Origin of the sequence: Listeria sp. SHR_NRA_18, assembly GCF_003856515.1 — a bacterium.
Lineage (GTDB): Bacteria > Bacillota > Bacilli > Lactobacillales > Listeriaceae > Listeria_A > Listeria_A newyorkensis.
Genome location: NZ_QPKR01000005.1, coordinates 78,224 through 95,022, shown reverse-complemented (window position 1 = coordinate 95,022; position 16,799 = coordinate 78,224). Strand labels below are relative to the sequence as shown.

General features: G+C 41.0%; 15 protein-coding genes. All 15 read right to left on the bottom strand.

Annotated elements, in window-relative coordinates; all coding sequences use genetic code 11:
* Window positions 1-170: 170 nt before the first annotated feature.
* The 15 genes from DUK53_RS09045 to DUK53_RS08975 all read right to left on the bottom strand — a co-directional run bounded on the left by DUK53_RS09045 (window position 171) and on the right by DUK53_RS08975 (window position 16,637).
* Window positions 171-371, bottom strand: a complete 201-nt coding sequence (locus tag DUK53_RS09045) for a hypothetical protein (RefSeq protein WP_036088827.1) — start codon at window positions 369-371, stop codon at window positions 171-173.
* Window positions 372-377: 6 nt separating this feature from the next.
* Window positions 378-1,028 carry a class II aldolase/adducin family protein gene (locus DUK53_RS09040; RefSeq protein ID WP_036129863.1) on the bottom strand — a complete coding sequence of 217 codons (651 nt, stop codon included), beginning with the start codon at window positions 1,026-1,028 and terminating at the stop codon, window positions 378-380.
* A gap of 7 nt (window positions 1,029-1,035) precedes the next feature.
* A complete protein-coding gene (locus DUK53_RS09035) occupies window positions 1,036-1,968 on the bottom strand; it encodes a 1-phosphofructokinase family hexose kinase (RefSeq protein ID WP_036088824.1) in 933 nt (310 codons plus the stop codon).
* Window positions 1,965-3,311 (bottom strand): PTS galactitol transporter subunit IIC, encoded by a 1,347-nt coding sequence (locus DUK53_RS09030; RefSeq protein ID WP_036088822.1) that lies wholly within the window; start codon window positions 3,309-3,311, stop codon window positions 1,965-1,967. The genes DUK53_RS09035 and DUK53_RS09030 overlap by 4 nt, the downstream gene beginning before the upstream one ends.
* Window positions 3,312-3,338: 27 nt before the next feature.
* Window positions 3,339-3,614 (bottom strand): PTS sugar transporter subunit IIB, encoded by a 276-nt coding sequence (locus tag DUK53_RS09025; protein WP_036129861.1) that lies wholly within the window; start codon window positions 3,612-3,614, stop codon window positions 3,339-3,341.
* Window positions 3,611-4,090 (bottom strand): PTS sugar transporter subunit IIA, encoded by a 480-nt coding sequence (locus tag DUK53_RS09020; RefSeq protein ID WP_036129859.1) that lies wholly within the window; start codon window positions 4,088-4,090, stop codon window positions 3,611-3,613. The genes DUK53_RS09025 and DUK53_RS09020 overlap by 4 nt, the downstream gene beginning before the upstream one ends.
* 5 nt (window positions 4,091-4,095) lie before the next feature.
* Window positions 4,096-6,105, bottom strand: coding sequence for a BglG family transcription antiterminator (locus DUK53_RS09015; RefSeq protein WP_036129856.1), 2,010 nt, complete (start codon window positions 6,103-6,105; stop codon window positions 4,096-4,098).
* A 189-nt stretch (window positions 6,106-6,294) separates the two neighbouring features.
* The gene (locus tag DUK53_RS09010; RefSeq protein WP_036129854.1) at window positions 6,295-8,577 is read right to left on the bottom strand and encodes a glycoside hydrolase family 65 protein; all 2,283 of its coding nucleotides are present in this window, start codon (window positions 8,575-8,577) and stop codon (window positions 6,295-6,297) included.
* On the bottom strand, window positions 8,574-9,359 hold the full coding sequence (locus DUK53_RS09005; protein ID WP_390176041.1) for a DUF1189 family protein: 786 nt from the start codon (window positions 9,357-9,359) through the stop codon (window positions 8,574-8,576). Before DUK53_RS09005 ends, DUK53_RS09010 begins: the two co-directional genes overlap by 4 nt.
* A gap of 239 nt (window positions 9,360-9,598) precedes the next feature.
* Window positions 9,599-10,450: a sugar ABC transporter permease gene (locus DUK53_RS09000; RefSeq protein WP_036088811.1), complete on the bottom strand. Its 852-nt coding sequence runs from the start codon at window positions 10,448-10,450 to the stop codon at window positions 9,599-9,601.
* 1 nt (window position 10,451) lies between these two features.
* Window positions 10,452-11,756, bottom strand: a complete 1,305-nt coding sequence (locus DUK53_RS08995; RefSeq protein WP_036088809.1) for a carbohydrate ABC transporter permease — start codon at window positions 11,754-11,756, stop codon at window positions 10,452-10,454.
* A gap of 105 nt (window positions 11,757-11,861) precedes the next feature.
* Complete coding sequence (locus tag DUK53_RS08990; RefSeq protein WP_036088808.1) at window positions 11,862-13,124, bottom strand: extracellular solute-binding protein; 1,263 nt, start codon at window positions 13,122-13,124, stop codon at window positions 11,862-11,864.
* Window positions 13,125-13,386: 262 nt separating this feature from the next.
* Window positions 13,387-15,138, bottom strand: a complete 1,752-nt coding sequence (locus DUK53_RS08985; RefSeq protein ID WP_036129852.1) for a glycoside hydrolase family 13 protein — start codon at window positions 15,136-15,138, stop codon at window positions 13,387-13,389.
* 134 nt (window positions 15,139-15,272) lie between these two features.
* Entirely contained in the window at window positions 15,273-16,238 is a 966-nt protein-coding gene (locus DUK53_RS08980; protein ID WP_036129849.1) for a LacI family DNA-binding transcriptional regulator, read from the bottom strand.
* A gap of 156 nt (window positions 16,239-16,394) precedes the next feature.
* Window positions 16,395-16,637: a hypothetical protein gene (locus DUK53_RS08975; RefSeq protein WP_052164781.1), complete on the bottom strand. Its 243-nt coding sequence runs from the start codon at window positions 16,635-16,637 to the stop codon at window positions 16,395-16,397.
* Window positions 16,638-16,799: the final 162 nt, after the last annotated feature.

The following is a 16,799-nucleotide window of genomic DNA, read 5'->3' as shown; positions in this document are numbered from 1 at the left end:
CGTTCAGAAACAATGATTTTAAGCGAATATAGTCGTACTGTATTTTTGTGTTTTTGTCAAGTTCGTTTTGGTAACTATTTACATCCAAATAGTAGTTATTCTATGGCAAAGAAATACAAAAATAGAGCTAGAAAAATCAAGTACACGCTCGATTTTTCTAGCTCTTTTCACTACTTTCTGATATCTCTCTGATTCACCAATAATTCTTTGAAGCTCCGATTTCGTTTTGGATATTTTTTACGATAAAAATGTTGCGCGATAATAGCGAAGATCAGAGCTGTTGCTGTCAAAAGAAGCGAATCTTTGAAAATACCAATGAGTAGCATGAGTGCTCCAATAAATAGACTGCCATTGAAAAAAACTTTATCCATAGCTACCTACTCCTCTAAATTGTAGTTTAAAGCCAAATCGTGTTCCAGTTTCTTAATATTAAGCGCATCGAAAACGAGTGCCTTTGCTGCGATGTAAGCATTATACTCGATGCGTTCCAGCAAATCAAAGGCCTTATGCAGACTAGTATCCAGCACAACGATACCGTGTTTGTTAAGTAAACTAGCACTCGGAACAGCTGCTTCACCTAATTCAATCACATGGGTGCGTACAATCTCTGCCAGCTCTGGACTTGTTGCTGGCGCGAAATCGAGCGTTGGAATCGTGCCTAATTTTTGTGTTGCTTCTGTTAAATTCGGCAGCTCCATGCCAAGCGTCGCGAATAACATCGATTCTTTTGGATGCGCATGCAAAACACAGCCAACTTCAGGATTTTCCGTATAACAGGCCCGGTGTAAATTGATTTCGCGTGTCACCCTCCCGTCACCCTCTACTACTTCATTATTATTGTTCACCACGAGAATTTCATAGGCCGATAAGTCGCATAACTTCGCCTGGCTCATCAATGTCGGTGTCATAATAATATGTTGCTCATTCATTCGTACCGAGACATTCCCACCCGCTGCATTCGTTTCAAACCGATCAAACATGACCTTCACTACTTTTGCTAAATCTTCGCGTTCTTTTTGGTATAACATATTCTCCTCACATCTCCTCAACTTCGATTATGGTCACTTGCTCTTTCAAAATTTCTGCTTCAACCAGACTAAATGTCGAACTATCCGCGTGCATCACCTTGCTTGCCGAACAACCTGTTGCGCGCTTTAAAATTTCTGGTAGCGGTAAATGCTCGGAAATCCCTGCAATGAACGCCCCCACAAAACAGTCGCCAGCTCCTGTATCACTTTTTTCGGTGACTGGTGGAGCAATCACGCGATATACCTTTTCATCATGCGCACAATAGGAGCCATGCTGTCCTAACGAAACAACAAGATATCGAATATTTTTCGCCAGTTCACGCATATTTTCTGTTAATGCTGCCGCCTCATCCACAAGAATAGCTTGAATTTCATGCTCATTTGGTTTAAGGAAGTCAACACCAAGCATCGCTGCCAATCGCAAATATTCTCCTGATACATCACAAGCTAAGAAACAGCCTGTCGCCTTCACCGTTTGCAAAAGCGTCTCAAAGTCTGCTAACGTGAATTCTGGCGGTGGCGAGCCTGCAATAACAACAATATCTTCTTGCGTCACTTTTTGTCGGATTTGTTCTAGAAGCGCTATCTTGTTCGCATCGCTAATAGCAAATCCAGCTTCTGGCATCATAATACTGCCACTTGATTCCTCACTAATAATGACAAAACTCGTTCTTGTCTGCTCGCCCTGTTGCACTAAAAAATCATGTGCAATTTGCTTTTCAGATAAGATTCCGTATAACTGAGCTCTGTTTTGCGATCCTACAATACCAAGTGCTTCATTTTTTATTGAAAATTTACTAAGAACGCCTGAAACATGCAACCCTTTACCACCACAATCCCATTCACTTCGAATAATCCGGTTTGCTTGCCGTTTTTTGACGTCTCGTTTTACAAATAATAGCTGATCAATTGCAGGATTTAGTGTTATCGTATAGATCATCCTAATTGCTCCAATTCTGCTGTTCGTTTGCGCATTACTTTTACATAGAAAATGAGTAGTACAATCCATCCTGCTAATAGCAACAACCCGATAATCGAGAATTTACTAGCCTCCGCCATGATAAAGCGGAAAACAGGATATTCAATCGTGCTCCACGTGATTTCTTGCCCCGTTTTCAAGGAAATCGCTTTTGTTGAATTTGCTAAATCCGTGATTGTTCCAGCGAAAAACGTAGCCACATACAGAAAAACGGGTGTGGTAATAACGCCGAGAATAATCATGCGTAACAAGTTTCCACCCGTCACAACAAGGGCTGGTGCGCAAAGTGAGATATTCAGAATACCTGCAAAAGGTAATACGCCGTTTCCAGGTAAAATCAACGCAAAAATTAGCGTTACCGGCACCATAATAACAATCGCCACCCAAACCTCACTACATCCAGCTAGAATTGGCCAATCCAGACCAATAAAAAGCTCGCGATCTTTAAAACGTTTCTTCATATAGTCCGAAATGCCATCAGATAACGGTGATAAGGCTTGCATAAATAGTTTAGCAACCATCGGAAATAGCGTTAAGGCCGCAGCAGCTTGCATCGCTAGCATCAATGTTTTCGCCACATCATAACCCGCAGCAATCCCTAGCAAGGCCCCAACAATGAATCCCATCACATGGTTTTCTGCAAAAATTCCAATCTTATCTTTAAGCGCATTCGCATCCATATCTTTGCGCAAAGCAGGAATTTTCTTAAGTAACCAATCAATCGGCATCAGCACCACGCAGAAAATCATCATACTATGCGAAACCGTAACCCCTGGAATCCCATTGAGTTCCTGAATTTGTCTTTGGTTCGCATCACACAAAATCAACTCGACAACAACTTGAACTGCGGCAACAGCAAACGCCAGATACACATTATGCGTCACTCCAACAATCAAAACGGCTGTCAAAATTTTACCCCATACATTCCATAAATCTACATTCAGCGTTTTCGTCGCGTTAAAAACAAGCATAATCGCATTAATCCCCAACTGCAGAGGAAACATCAAAAATGCGAGCGGCCAAGCCCAAGCAAGCGTCGCCATTGACGTCCAGCCACCATCTAAAATTGTCAACTCTATCCCTGTCCGCTCCGCTAAACCTTGCGCTGCCGGCGTCAGAGCCTCAATCATGAAACCAATCACGATGTTCATACCAAGAAATGCAACACCTAAAATTATCCCAGCACTGACCGCATCCTTAACCTTCATCCGCACAATCAAACCGATAATAATCATCAAAGCCGGTACAAAAACAGCTGCCCCTAAATTCAAAATAAATTCTACAACAGATTGTAATGATCCCATTTTGCCACTCTCCCTGTTTTCAATGTATTATTTTAACGCATCAATCAACTTCTCTACTTCCTCTTCCATGCCCATTCCTGTTAAAAAAGCAATACCATTAAGCGTTGGAATATTGTACTCCTTATTTGCTTTCGTAATGGCCACGTACGCATCACTCGTACGAATATGCTGATCAAGCGACTTGATATCTACCGCCTCGACATTCGCTCGTACACCGCGTTCTTTCAAAATACGTTCTACTTTTGACGCCACTGTTTGACTCGTTGCAACGCCTGAACCACAAGCTACGATTACTTTTTTCATCCTTTCATCATCCTTCCAAATTGTAATTTCAGAAAATCTATCAATGCTTCTTTACTCTGCTTCTCTCTTAACCCCGCTATAAATTGAGCTTGCGTAAAGCGTTCCATAATGCTTGCTAATAAAGGCACTTGAGACGCAGGATCACAAATCCCCAACACAAAAACCATCTCTACAGCAATCCCTTTATCCGTCGTGCCCATTTGAATAAAATCTAGCGGTTTGCGAAGTTGACTCACAAATACAAATGGTCGTTTCACGTGCACCGTATCTGTATGCGGAATGGCAATAACTATCCCGTTCATTTCAAGTCCAGTCGGAAAAACTTTCTCTCTCTCTATAATCGCTTCACAAAAAGACGGCGTCACGTAATCCTTCTGCTCTAAAATCGTGGCTACCTCCGTAAAAAGTTCTTCTCGACTTTCGAACTCGCCGCCCATTAATGTGAAATCCTCCTGGAATAAATCATCAAAATCCAACGAAATCAACCCCTCTCAATCATTTCTGCAATCTCTGTCCTATTTTCTGATGTTAAAATAAACTGTAACTTCTCCGGTTCTAGGAAGACCTCATTCATTTTTAAAAGCAATGGAATATGCCGATTCCGTCTCGATGGCGCTAAGGCAACCATCATTTGTACCTTTTCTCCGCTTGGATTAAGGATGCCGCGTTTGACAATATGCAGCTGAATATCCGCCCTCTGTACACCCGCTTGCGGCTTGGCGTGAGGCAAGTAGATTCCTGGTCCAATCACCATATGCTGATAATTCTCATAAAAAATCATTTCGCAGGTCGTGATATAATTCTGTGTCACACTTCCACGTCGATATAACGGCATAAAAGCACTAATAACTAGCTCACTCCAGCGCATAGCCTCTTCCCAAATGCAGATATTCTGAGCTTCTAACCGCAACGTATCAAGCATATCCACGGACTGTTCCTCAAACTCTTTTTGTCCAAAGAAGCGCTCTAACTGCTCTGTCACCCTAGGAATATTCTCCGATGGAATCGAATCACGGAGCATCGCCATAAGCACTCTTGTCTTCTTTTCAATATCCAAATCAATCGTTTTTTCGACTTGGCATCGCAATAGCTTACGACTCGCTTTGTCCAATATGGAAGGTACCACAAATACCGTAACATCTGTCTGAATTGGTACTGTTGTGAAAAGAAAGTCCACATCTTGCTCCACCTGGGCCAACTGACGTACCGCAAATGCGCCTTGAAAATCAATCGTAGGGAACATCCCTTTCAAATTCTCCAATAATAATTTCGAAATGGACGTGCCGCTTTGGCATAATATCGCGGCTTTGAAAACTTTCTGCTCGGTTTCTTCCGTTTGATACATCCAGCCAAGCACAATCATAGATAAGTAGACCATTTCCTCTTTAGACCACTTATGTCCAACCAATGCCACAAACGGCGCTGAGGCTTTTTCGACAATTCGGAACGTTGTCGTATACTCCGCAATAAATTGTTCCGTTAATGTATTATTTATTTGGAATCCTAGTAAATTACGATAAATTGCGGGTCTAATATGCAACATCACCTTCTCTTTGAATTCTCCTTTACGAATGATTTCCGTTGCAAAATGGTTCTCCAGTCGCGCCGTAAAATCATCCACTGCAAAAGCAATTTCCTCGCTATCTGAAAAAAGTAGCGCCGATTCAACAAGATTTGACGCCAAGACCTGTAACGATAAGTAAAGCAAATCCGTCTCGTTCAAGAAGTCATATCCCCAAAACATTTCTTTGATAATCGGATATTCGCGTGTATTTTTGATATCATATTTCTCAATTTTAAAAGACCATGTGATATTCGTAATTTCTGCACGCTTAACAATACCGAAAAGAATGTATGGTAACTCCTCTAGTTGCTCATCTGTAAACGTTATTTGGAGGTCCGTCTCGATTTTCTCCAGTCGCTTTTTTAATAAAAATACCTCACTGACCATAATCAACTTCTTTTCATCAAGAATGAACTTGCCATAAGGCGTTTTAATGACATCACGAATGAGCTTTCCAAGTAAGTTACGAATAAGGAATTCAGAACCAGAGATCGCGTAACCAGCTTTCCTCGAATAGTCAAGCTGTATTTGTAGCTGGTGTAGTTCTGACTTAATGTGTTTGAAATCGCTAAGCATCGTATTTTTGCTGACATAAACATAATCGGCTAACGCTTGTAGTGACAAATAACGCCCATCCATGAGTAGCTGAATCATAATAAGTTGCCGCCGCAAGTTCGCCTCATAATAAGAAAATAGTTGCTGTTCCTTCTCCGTTAAAAGTCGATAACAACACTCTCGGCAACGCTCTGTCATCGAAATCATCTGTTGATCCATCCAAATGGACTCTGATTTTAAAGATTGATTTATTTCCTCAATATAGCTCTTAATTTCTTCTCGTGTTTGATCTAAATTCTCAGAAACCTGGGCGACATCTACATGATGGTTCAACAATAAATAGGTCAAGAGCTCCTTTGTGCCGCGTCTCATTTGAATCCCTCCTTTAGTTCTATCTTATACGATAATCCACCCATTATTTCATCGGTTCATCACAATTTGTAAATATCATAAAAATCAAATTGTGATGAACCGACAGTTTTGATACGCTACGAGATGTTATCATTAAAAAATGGCAAACAAAAAGAGAAGCCCCCTAAAAAAGGAGCTCCCCCATTATATTTATTTGTGGTAATCATGTTTTTCTAATTTATCGACTAATTGAACAGCCTCACCAAACAAGTCTAATTCTAGCGTCTGACCTTCCAGTAACTCGATACTAACTGTTTTAGCATCGACCGTAATCTCAATCAAACGATCCCGATAGTTAATCTTGAAAGCATACTTGTTCCACGTTTTTGGCAGAAACGGTGCAAAAGATAGGCGTTCATTAAAGGTTCGCATACCTGCAAAGCCTTGCACAATAGCAATCCAACTTCCAGCCATCGAAGTAATATGCAGCCCATCTTCCGTATCATTATTATAGTTGTCCAAATCAAGACGCGCCGTCCGATTATAAAGTTCGACTGCCTTATCTTCCCGACCAATCTCAGCAGCCAAAACCGTATGAACAGCTGGTGACAAACTTGATTCATGCACAGTCAGTGGCTCATAAAATTCAAAATTGCGCTGTTTCGTCTCGAAATCAAACTCATCTCCAAATGTATAAATACCTTGTAAAACATCCGCTTGCTTGATAAAACACGACCGCAAAATTTTATCCCATGACCAATTTTGATTAATAGGCTTATCGGCAGCTGTAAGTGTATCTGTAGAACGCAATTCTTTATCCAGAAATGTGTCATGTTGCACAAATATTTGCCATTTCTCATCATATGGGAAGTACATGTTATCAATAATATCCTGCCAATGATCAATCTCAGCATCCGTAATTTGTAAGGCTGCTTTCTTTGTAGATGTGATTTTGGAAAGCGATTCTATCGTATAACGTAGTGTCCAAGTCGCAATATAGTTAGTATACCAGTTATTGCTAACATTATTATCGTACTCATTTGGCCCAGTAACACCATGAATCATATACTTATCCAAACGCTCCGACATGTGCACTCTATCTGCCCAAAAACGGCTAATTTCAGTCAACACATCCATACCTTCATTTTCCAAGTAAGAACGATCACCCGTATAATTCGTATAATTATAAATAGCATGTGCAATCGCGCCATTACGGTGAATCTCTTCAAATGTAATCTCCCACTCATTATGACACTCAATCCCTGTAAATGTGACCATCGGATAAAGCGCTCCATTCAAGCCGATTTTCTGAGCATTCACCTTAGCCCCATCCAGCTGATCATGACGGTATTGCAACAAATTACGAGATACTTTCTTATCAGCAAGCGATAGATAAAGTGGTAGCGCAAACGCCTCCGTATCCCAATATGTCGCACCTCCATATTTCTCGCCAGTAAAACCTTTTGGACCAATATTGAGTCGAGCATCCTCCCCATAATACGTTGCGAATAATTGGAAAATATTGAAGCGAATCCCTTGCTGTGCCACATCATCACCCGAAATCAAAACATCTGCTTTCTGCCAACGTTCCCGCCAAGCACCTGCATGCTCTTGACACAATATTTCATAACTAGAATCTTCTAACTCCGCTAAAACCTGCTGTGATTTGGGCGCCAACTCGTGCTCTTCATAATCACGAGACGTCACAACCGCCACACGTTTCTCCAATTTCGCCGCCTCACCTTTTGTCACATGAAAGCGATATTTATTTTCAACATATAGTTTCTTTGCTTCAGCAGATACGTCATTTGGATTTGCCGCACGAGACTCCATTGAAGCCGCAATCGTGAACCGCGGAATATCAAAGTTATTTTCAATCGTTTTGGTCACAATTGTTGCTCGATGTTCATCCACCTCTTGCGCTACTTCCAACCAAAAAACCTCATCGTAATTCGCATCCTCATTTGTTACGTTACCATCAATATAGGGTGTCAACACGATATCCGCATCCGCATCTAACGCCGTAACGTGATAGCGAATCAAACACAGTTCCTGCTTCACGATACTAAGGAAACGCTCAGCCTCAATCAAAAATGCCTTCCCATTCTTTGTCACTTTAAAAGACCGGCGCAATATACCAGTCTCCATATCAAGTTCCAAGTTAAAATCCGTCGCCGTATCCTGGAATAAATCCAACGTTTCTCCATCTATTTCCACATCAATACCGATAAAATTCAGCGCATTGATCACTTTCCCAAAATAATCAGGATAACCATTCTTCCACCAACCGACACGCGTCTTATCCGGATACCAAACGCCAGCAATATACGTACCTTGATGCGTATCTCCAGAATAGCGTTCTTCAAAATTTCCACGCATTCCCATATAGCCATTTCCAAGCGATGTAAGGCTCTCCTGTAATCGTTTGGCATCTTTTTCAACATTTCTAGATTTCAATTTCCATTCATCAATTTCAAATAAGCGTTGAGTCATCCTGTTCGTCCCCCCAATTCCAAAATATCATCCGTCTGTCTAAAGCGTGTTTTAATGAAGGTAAAGGCAATCATGAGTACCATCCCAAGCGATTGAATGGCCATCATCACAGTGATATCAAAATAAATAATTCCAATCACCGTAGCAAATAAAGTTGGTAATCCCAATGCCAGCAAAGTCAATGATAGCGCCTCTTTATAAGACCGAATCTCCGACATCTGATTTCGCTTCGTAAACCAGATAAACAAGGCCGCAAACAACGCCAGCATCAAACTACTCGCAAAAAGCACAGAGCCAAGCATCGCAGACATCGTCAAAAATACAAATGCCTTGTTCTGCAGAAACCATTGCGAACTAATCCAAGCCTGCATATCCTCCGCATTCGTCACATCCGCGAGGCTTGTATCATTGGTATATTGCACTGTAAAAGTGTATCCCGAACCATCCCGAAGTTCCATACTCGTCTTGCCTAGAACAAGCATATTCTTAGCATCAGGCTCATTCGTATCACCCAGCTTCACCATTGCCACACCATTATTCGATTCCTGCAATGTCTCACTCGGCTGACCAGCTAACACCCCATTTTGCAGTTGATAACTCGCCGTAACCTTGCTAACAAAAGTATCATCCACTTGTTTCATCATATTCGGCATCAACGACTCCAAATCAAACGATTCCTGCTTCACAAAATGCAACGAAACCGGAATTAATAAACAAGCCGTCAAAAATACAAAGATAAACACCAACTTCCCCCACCCAAACATAGTTCGACTAGCAAACATTCGTTTCGGCGAGCACATCCCCCAAAAATAACTCATTGGAAACCCACGCTTCATTCTAATCACATCACAATCCATAAATCTTAATTTTCTATACCAGAATTCCCCACCAAACTTCCGAGGGGCTACAAATGCTTAGTTCCTAGGCAAAGCCGCGCACCGGAGCGGAATGTACTCGTGTACATGAGCACCGGAGCACAGGCTTTAACGACGGAAATGAGCGTTTGTAGCTTCTCGGACGATCAACCTTTTGTTCCGCCAGCAGTAAGTCCCGATACGAAGTTCTTTTGTAAGAAGAAGAACAATAAACAAATCGGTAGAGCTGCTAAAATAGCTCCAGCTGCGAACAATGCTACTTTTTGTTGCTGAGGATTCGCAATGAAACTTTGCAAACCAACGGCAATCGTCAAATTCTCTGGTGTACGCAATAAGAATTTAGCAAGCAAGAAGTCACCAAATGGTCCCATAAACGCCCACAGAGCTTGAACCGCTATCATTGGTCGCACTAGCGGTAAAATAATCTGACCAAAAATCCGGAAATGTCCTGCGCCATCAAGTTTCGCCGACTCATCCAAATCTCTTGGTACTGTATCAAAGTAACCTTTCATTAGCCAAATATTCATCGGAATTCCACCGCCGATATAGATTAGCGTTAAGAACCAGAACTGATCCAATGCGCCTAAGAGCATCGCCAATACGTAAAATGCTGTCAAAGCTGCCATCGTCGGTACCATCTGAATAATCAAGAAGAAAATCAGACTATTTTTGCGCCCTTTAAAGCGATAACGGCTGTACGTATAACCCGCAATGGTAACGATTGCCACTTGGAAAAACATCGTTGTTACGGCAATAATCAACGTATTACGATACCAATCTAAATACAGAGTATCATTAAATAGTCTCGAGAAGTTACTGAGCGTCCAATTATCACTCCACTCCAACGTAAATGCCGCAATATTCCCTGGCTTAAAGGCCGATGACGCCGTAATTAGAATCGGATATAAAATCACAATCGATAAGGCTAACAAGAATAAATACGTGAAGAATTTTGTCAAGAAATTAGTTGTTCGTTGATCTTTCAAAAATGATTTCATCCTACATCATCCCTTCATTACCAAAGGCATTAGTTTTCTTAAACGCAATCATCGATACAGAAATAACAACGATTGATATGAGTAGCGTGACTGCAGCAGCGACCGCGTATTGTGGCGATGTCCCAGTCGTTAATTTATAAATCCATGAAATAAGAATATCCGTCGAGCCAGCACCCGCACCAACACTTCCTGGCCCACCTTCATTGAATAGATAAATGATGGAGAAGTTGTTGAAATTAAACGTATATTGTGTGATAAATACTGGAGCTGTAACGAATAAAATCATCGGCATTGTGATTTTGCGGAAACGAGAAATGGCACTTGCACCATCAATCTTCGCTGCTTCGTATAATTCACCTGGAATAGCTTGCAACACCCCAGTTACCATGACGTAAATGTATGGGAATCCCAACCAACCTTGAATCGATATCAATGCGATCTTGGTCCAGAACGGATCTGTTTTCCAAGCGAGCGACGGGATATCGACAAACGGTAAATGGTTTAAAAGCGGGATAACTTGCATATTAATGGCACCAATACTGTCATTGAACATGTTCGAAAAACTCATGATGGTAATGAAAGCTGGTACTGCCCATGGAAGTAAGAAAATAACTCCAAAAAGACGTTTTCCTTTGATAAAGCTCTGGTTCGCAACAACCGCTGTAAAAACACCGATCACAATTTGCAATGTCGTCGCACAAATCGTCCACACGAGCGTCCAAGAAAATACGCTCAAGAATGTATCACGATAGGAGCTTAGGAAGAAGATACTGAAGAAGTTTTTAAAGCCCACCCAGTCAATCAAATTTGCTGGTGGAATATGATAAAAATCGTAGTTTGTAAACGCCATGAACAACGTAACTAGTACTGGAAAAATAATAACAAATGTCATCACGAGATATGCTGGTAGCGTGAAAAGATACGGAAACCCTTTCTCTACCATATTTTTTAATATATCGATCGTTTTCGTATTAACTGTTTCGCCTAAATTCCATGTTATCGCTACACGTCTTGCATCGAATATATTAATAATATAAAAACCGATAAACAGAACTGTAACAATTAATTGGAGCGTTCCCTCAATCATCAGGAATAGCGAGTGATCTACGCCAGGCACCGAGCCAAGTGTAATCAAACCAATAAATGCGTTAATACCGACTGCGATAAATTCGATAACAAAAGCAATAAATACGGCGATAAACACGACACCTTTAAAAATTTGCCCATTATAAAATTGACCCAGTCCTGGAATGATCGATAACAGCGTCGCCTTACGAACATTTTTTATTGGTTGTTCTTTATCCATCGTGTTATCCCCATTTCTACCTCTTATTTTATGTAGTTTAGGAAGACTTTCAGAGTGTCAACACAACTTGATGGCTGGCACTCTGAAGCTCCCAAACTCGTTTATTTATTTTTGATATTTTTGATCGATGTTATCAGAGATTACTTTCACTGCATCATTTGCCGATTGTTTTGGCGTTTTATTACCAGAAGCAGCATCAAACATTAAGTTCTCCGCACCTGTCCAAACTTCAGCCATTTCTGGAATGTTTGGCATTGGTTGCGCGTTTGCATATTGCGCAATAACAGCTGTTGTTAATTCATCTTTCTTAGCTGCTGCAGCATCACGAGATTCATGGTTTGCTGGCACTTCATTCGTCATTTCATATAACGTGTTTTGGTTTTCCGTATTTGTTAAATAATCCACCCATTTTTGAGCGATATCTTTGTTTTTAGAGTAGTTTGAGATAACCCAACCTTTACCACCAGCGAATGGAGAGTAAGGTTTGCCATTATCAAGCGTTGGAATTTCTGCTACACCATAGTTTAATTTTGCATCTTTATAGCTTGCTGCTGACCAAGGTCCACCGATGATTGCGCCTGCTTTTCCTTTTACAAATTGATCTTGGATAAAGTCATCGGCACTCTTATTATCTTGCATTCCTTTTGGCCAATATGTTTGGAACCATTTCGTAGCGTAAGTGATACCTTCAATAGAGCCTTCATTGTTTAGTCCGATGTCTTTTGGATTTGTACCATTATCGCCAAATACGTAACCACCATAACCAGCTAATAGACCGTAAGAGAAGTAGAAATCTGTCCATTTAGCAAGGAAAGCTGTTGATTTTCCTTTTTCAGTTGCAAAGTTAAAACGTGGATCTTTTGTTAAAGCTTCTAATTCTTTGAAAGTTTTTGGTGCTTTGTCTAGCAAATCTTTATTATAGTACAACACAAGCGTTTCAATAATTGCTGGCGCGCCGTAAATTTTACCGTCAATCGTCACTTGTTTCACGTCATTATCGTCAAGTTGATCTTTATTTCCTAATTTCACCTCGGCTAAATGTCCCTGTTGTCCAAGGCTGCCAATTCTGTCATACGCCGACATCATCACGTCTGGCGCTGTACCCGCTGGACCGTCTAATGGCAGTGCTTCTAGTGTTTCAAACATATCTTTTTTAACTACTTTGATAGTCACATCGTTATCTTTTTCGAATTTAGATTTAACTTTGTCAATATATTTTGCATAGCCTTCATCCACGGAAACCGTCAACGTTTTTTTACCGTCGCTTGAACTGCTATCTTTAGACGAACTTCCGCTACCACATGCTGCTAAGCTTGCTACGATTACCAAAACCATTGCTAATAAGCTAAACTTTTTGAATGAACTCATTACCTTTTTTCCTCCTCTTTTGAAAAATTCCTGCGCATCCCCTTACTGGATTGTGTTTTGCGCTCTCCTTTTCCACACCCTAATTTTTATTCTTGGTAAAGCATTGTGAAACAGGTTAACCTCTGACGCTATTATAGGCTGATAACGAAAACGTTTTCAAGGTATATTTTCGTGTTACCGATAACAAGATTATTGTTACGCCTAAAACAGGGGCTATATGCATGGTTTCAACGCACATCCCACACATATAGCCATATTCTTCTTAGTCTTCTAAAATAGCAAATGAATTCGCTGCAACTTCTATGCCTTGAGTAGCTTCTTTCGTGATTCCCACATCCGCTTTTTGAATCGTTTTAGCCTCACTACCTTGATTAAAAATAAACGTCAACCGCTTGTCATCTAGCGTTCTTGAAAAAGCAACTATTCGATTTTCATCATCAACAATATGCCAAACTAAATCGCCGTAAGTCAACGTTTTCTGATTCGTTTTACGGAACGCTATTAATTTTTTCATGAAGGCGAGCATCTCTTGGTCTTGCTTCGTTTCATCCCATTCCATACATTTACGGCACAGCGGGTCATCAGCGCCATCCATCCCAATCTCCGTACCATAATAAATACACGGCGAACCTGTGTGAGCAAACATGAAAGCAAGCGCCATTTTTGCCTTATCTTTATCCCCTTCACAACGCGTCAACAAGCGTGCCGTATCATGGGAATCAAGCATATTAAACATGACATGATTCACCTGTTCTTGGTAGCGCATCAACTGCTCACTAATTCCTGAAACCATTTTCGTCGGCTTAATCCGCTCCTCAACAAAATTTTCAATAATCGTCTGCGTAAATGGATAGTTCATCACAGAATCGAACTCATCTCCAAGTAGCCACAACCACGAGTCATGCCAAATTTCACCGAGAATGTAAATATCCTCTTTTTCTGCACGTACCGCTTGATTGAACTGCTTCCAAAACGCATGATCGACTTCATTCGCAACATCCAAACGCCAACCATCAATATCAAATTCTCGAACCCAATAAGTCGCGATATCCAATAAATATTTCTGAACTTCTGGATTCGCTGTATTCAATTTTGGCATGTTCATCGTGTACGCGAATGTATCAAACGACAGCGTATTCTTCCCTTCGATATTCCCATTCTCGCCTGGCGTCACTGGGAACGAATGAATGTGGAACCAGTCAACAAATTTCGATTTCTCACCGTTTTTCAACACATCTTGCCATTCCGGAGACTTGTCCCCAATATGATTGAAAACCGCATCCAACATGATCTTAATGCCACGCTTATGCGCTTCTTGCACCAACTTGCGGAACGTCTCCTTATCCCCAAAATGCGGATCAATTTCAAAATAATTCAGCGTATCATACTTATGGTTCGTCGACGCCTCAAACACTGGTGTTAAATAGATTCCATTAATTCCAAGCTCCGCCAAATAATCTAAATGATTGATAATCCCAGCAATATCCCCACCAAAAAAGTCATCACGCCCAGGATCCTTACTTCCCCAAGGTAACACGTTCGCCGGCGAAAGTTCTGGATTTCCATTATCAAATCGTTCTGGGAAAATCTGATACCAAATCGTCTCTTTCACCCACTCAGGGGCCTTGAAAACCTCCGTCTCATGCAGAAAAGGAAATTTGAAATAATAATCCATAATCGCACGGTTTTCAGGCGTATTCTCATAGAAACCGCGACCACCATAGAACGTATCTTCTCCAGTCGTATCCGTCAAAACAAATCCGTATTGCAATCTACGTTGCTCTGGTTTTATCGCAACAAACCAGTAATCATGCTCTTCTGTTGTAGCTACTTTTCGAAGCGCGGTTTCCTCTGACGCCCACCCAGCCTCTGTTTGCAAATAAGGATCTGCGGCGATTAACACCACCTCTTGGATATCATCTCGCTTGCTGCGAATCTTGATATGTAACGTTTGTGAATCATAGCCATACGCATAGGAACTGAAAGGCTGATGATAAATTGCTGCTTTTTCCATAACAAAAAAACCTCCTTTTAATATCTCCCTCCAAGTTAGCACGCTTTGAAAACACTTACAATCAATTTTTGCATGTTATCGATAACAGGATGAAACTCTAAAAAAGGGTGCTCCTATTTTTTAAAGTTCCCAAACTACTCTCTCCCAATCACCGTCGACCCTCTAATAATCAATTCTGGTGGGAACAAGATGGATCCTTGTTTCGCGCCGCCCTCATTGATTTTTTTCAACAACAACTGGGCGCACGTTTCTCCCATCTCAATCACCGGCGAGCGAACCGTCGTTATTTTTGGTGAGGAAATCCGGTCTAAGAAAACACCATCAAACCCTGTCACTGCAACATCCTCCCCAAAACGCTTATGAAGAGACATCGCAGCCCGCACAACACCTACAGCCATACGATCAGACGCACAAATAACTGCAATCGGCTCCTTTACCTTACTCAAAATATCGAGCGCCTTCTTCTCGGCTATGCGCGAACTATTCTTCATAAAATAACTCTCTTCTATCAAATCATGCTCCTTCATCACTTCCGAGTACCCTGTAAGCCTAGAGCGCATGAACTCTTCCTCTAACAAATTGATGCCAAAAAAAATAATATGACGAAACCCGATTTCATACACATGCTTCGTGGCAAGCTCTGCACCCAACCGATTATCCACATCAATCGCATCTACGTCACGCCGATTTTCTCCATAAGCAATCACTGGTTTTTCTAGCCCAGCCATCACTTTTTCAATTTCACGATCACGCATTCCTGTAACTATTAACCCATCATAAGGCCCAATATTCTTAGATTTCTGCGTCACTAATTGTAGCGAATAAGAATGCTTATCCAACTCCCGGCTTATTCCTGTTAGTAAATTCATGTAGTAAGGCTCCACCGTATCAATTTCCTCTAAAATTAGAAATTTAACAACTTGTGTTCGATTTTGTACAAGTGCTCTAGCTGCATAATTTGGAACGTACTCCAATTCTTCCATCGACTTGTATACCAATTGTTTCAGCTCATCAGAAACTTGGTCTGGATGATTAATCACACGCGATACAGTCATCTTAGAAACATTTGCTTTTTTCGCAACATCAGCTAATGTAGCCATCCATATCCTCCCTCACTACTACTTCTTCTCAACTCAATTGTAGCAGGTTTTTTGCAAAAAGGTAGTGATTTAATTTCCCGTAATTCCGCTCAAAAAGCAATTCTGCCCACAAAAAAAGCATCTCTCTGTAGGAAAAATGCTTCAAATGTATGTAATTTACCTTTTTGGTACCGTTATAACTTTTTTTACAGTGCGATGTTCTTTCCAATTGTGAAAGAAGCGAACACACCATTTAATTCCAACTACAAGCCAGCCACACACAGTACCAGTTAGAATCGCAATTAGCCCCACAACCAGAAAACCTACAACAGGGAAAACAGGGTCACTAATAGCAGCAATACCAAGAATAAAAACAACAATCATCGGAATAACAAAATACCGTATCTCATGATCCCCCACACCAAGCGCTCCTTTGCAAACATAATACTATAACTAGACTTTTATACCTAAATCTTAGTTCCAGTATACTCCCAAAAACCTCTTTTTTCAACATGTACAACGCTTACATTAACAGCATCATAAAAAATGGCTTTTCTCGCTCACTCGTTGCTATCACTCATC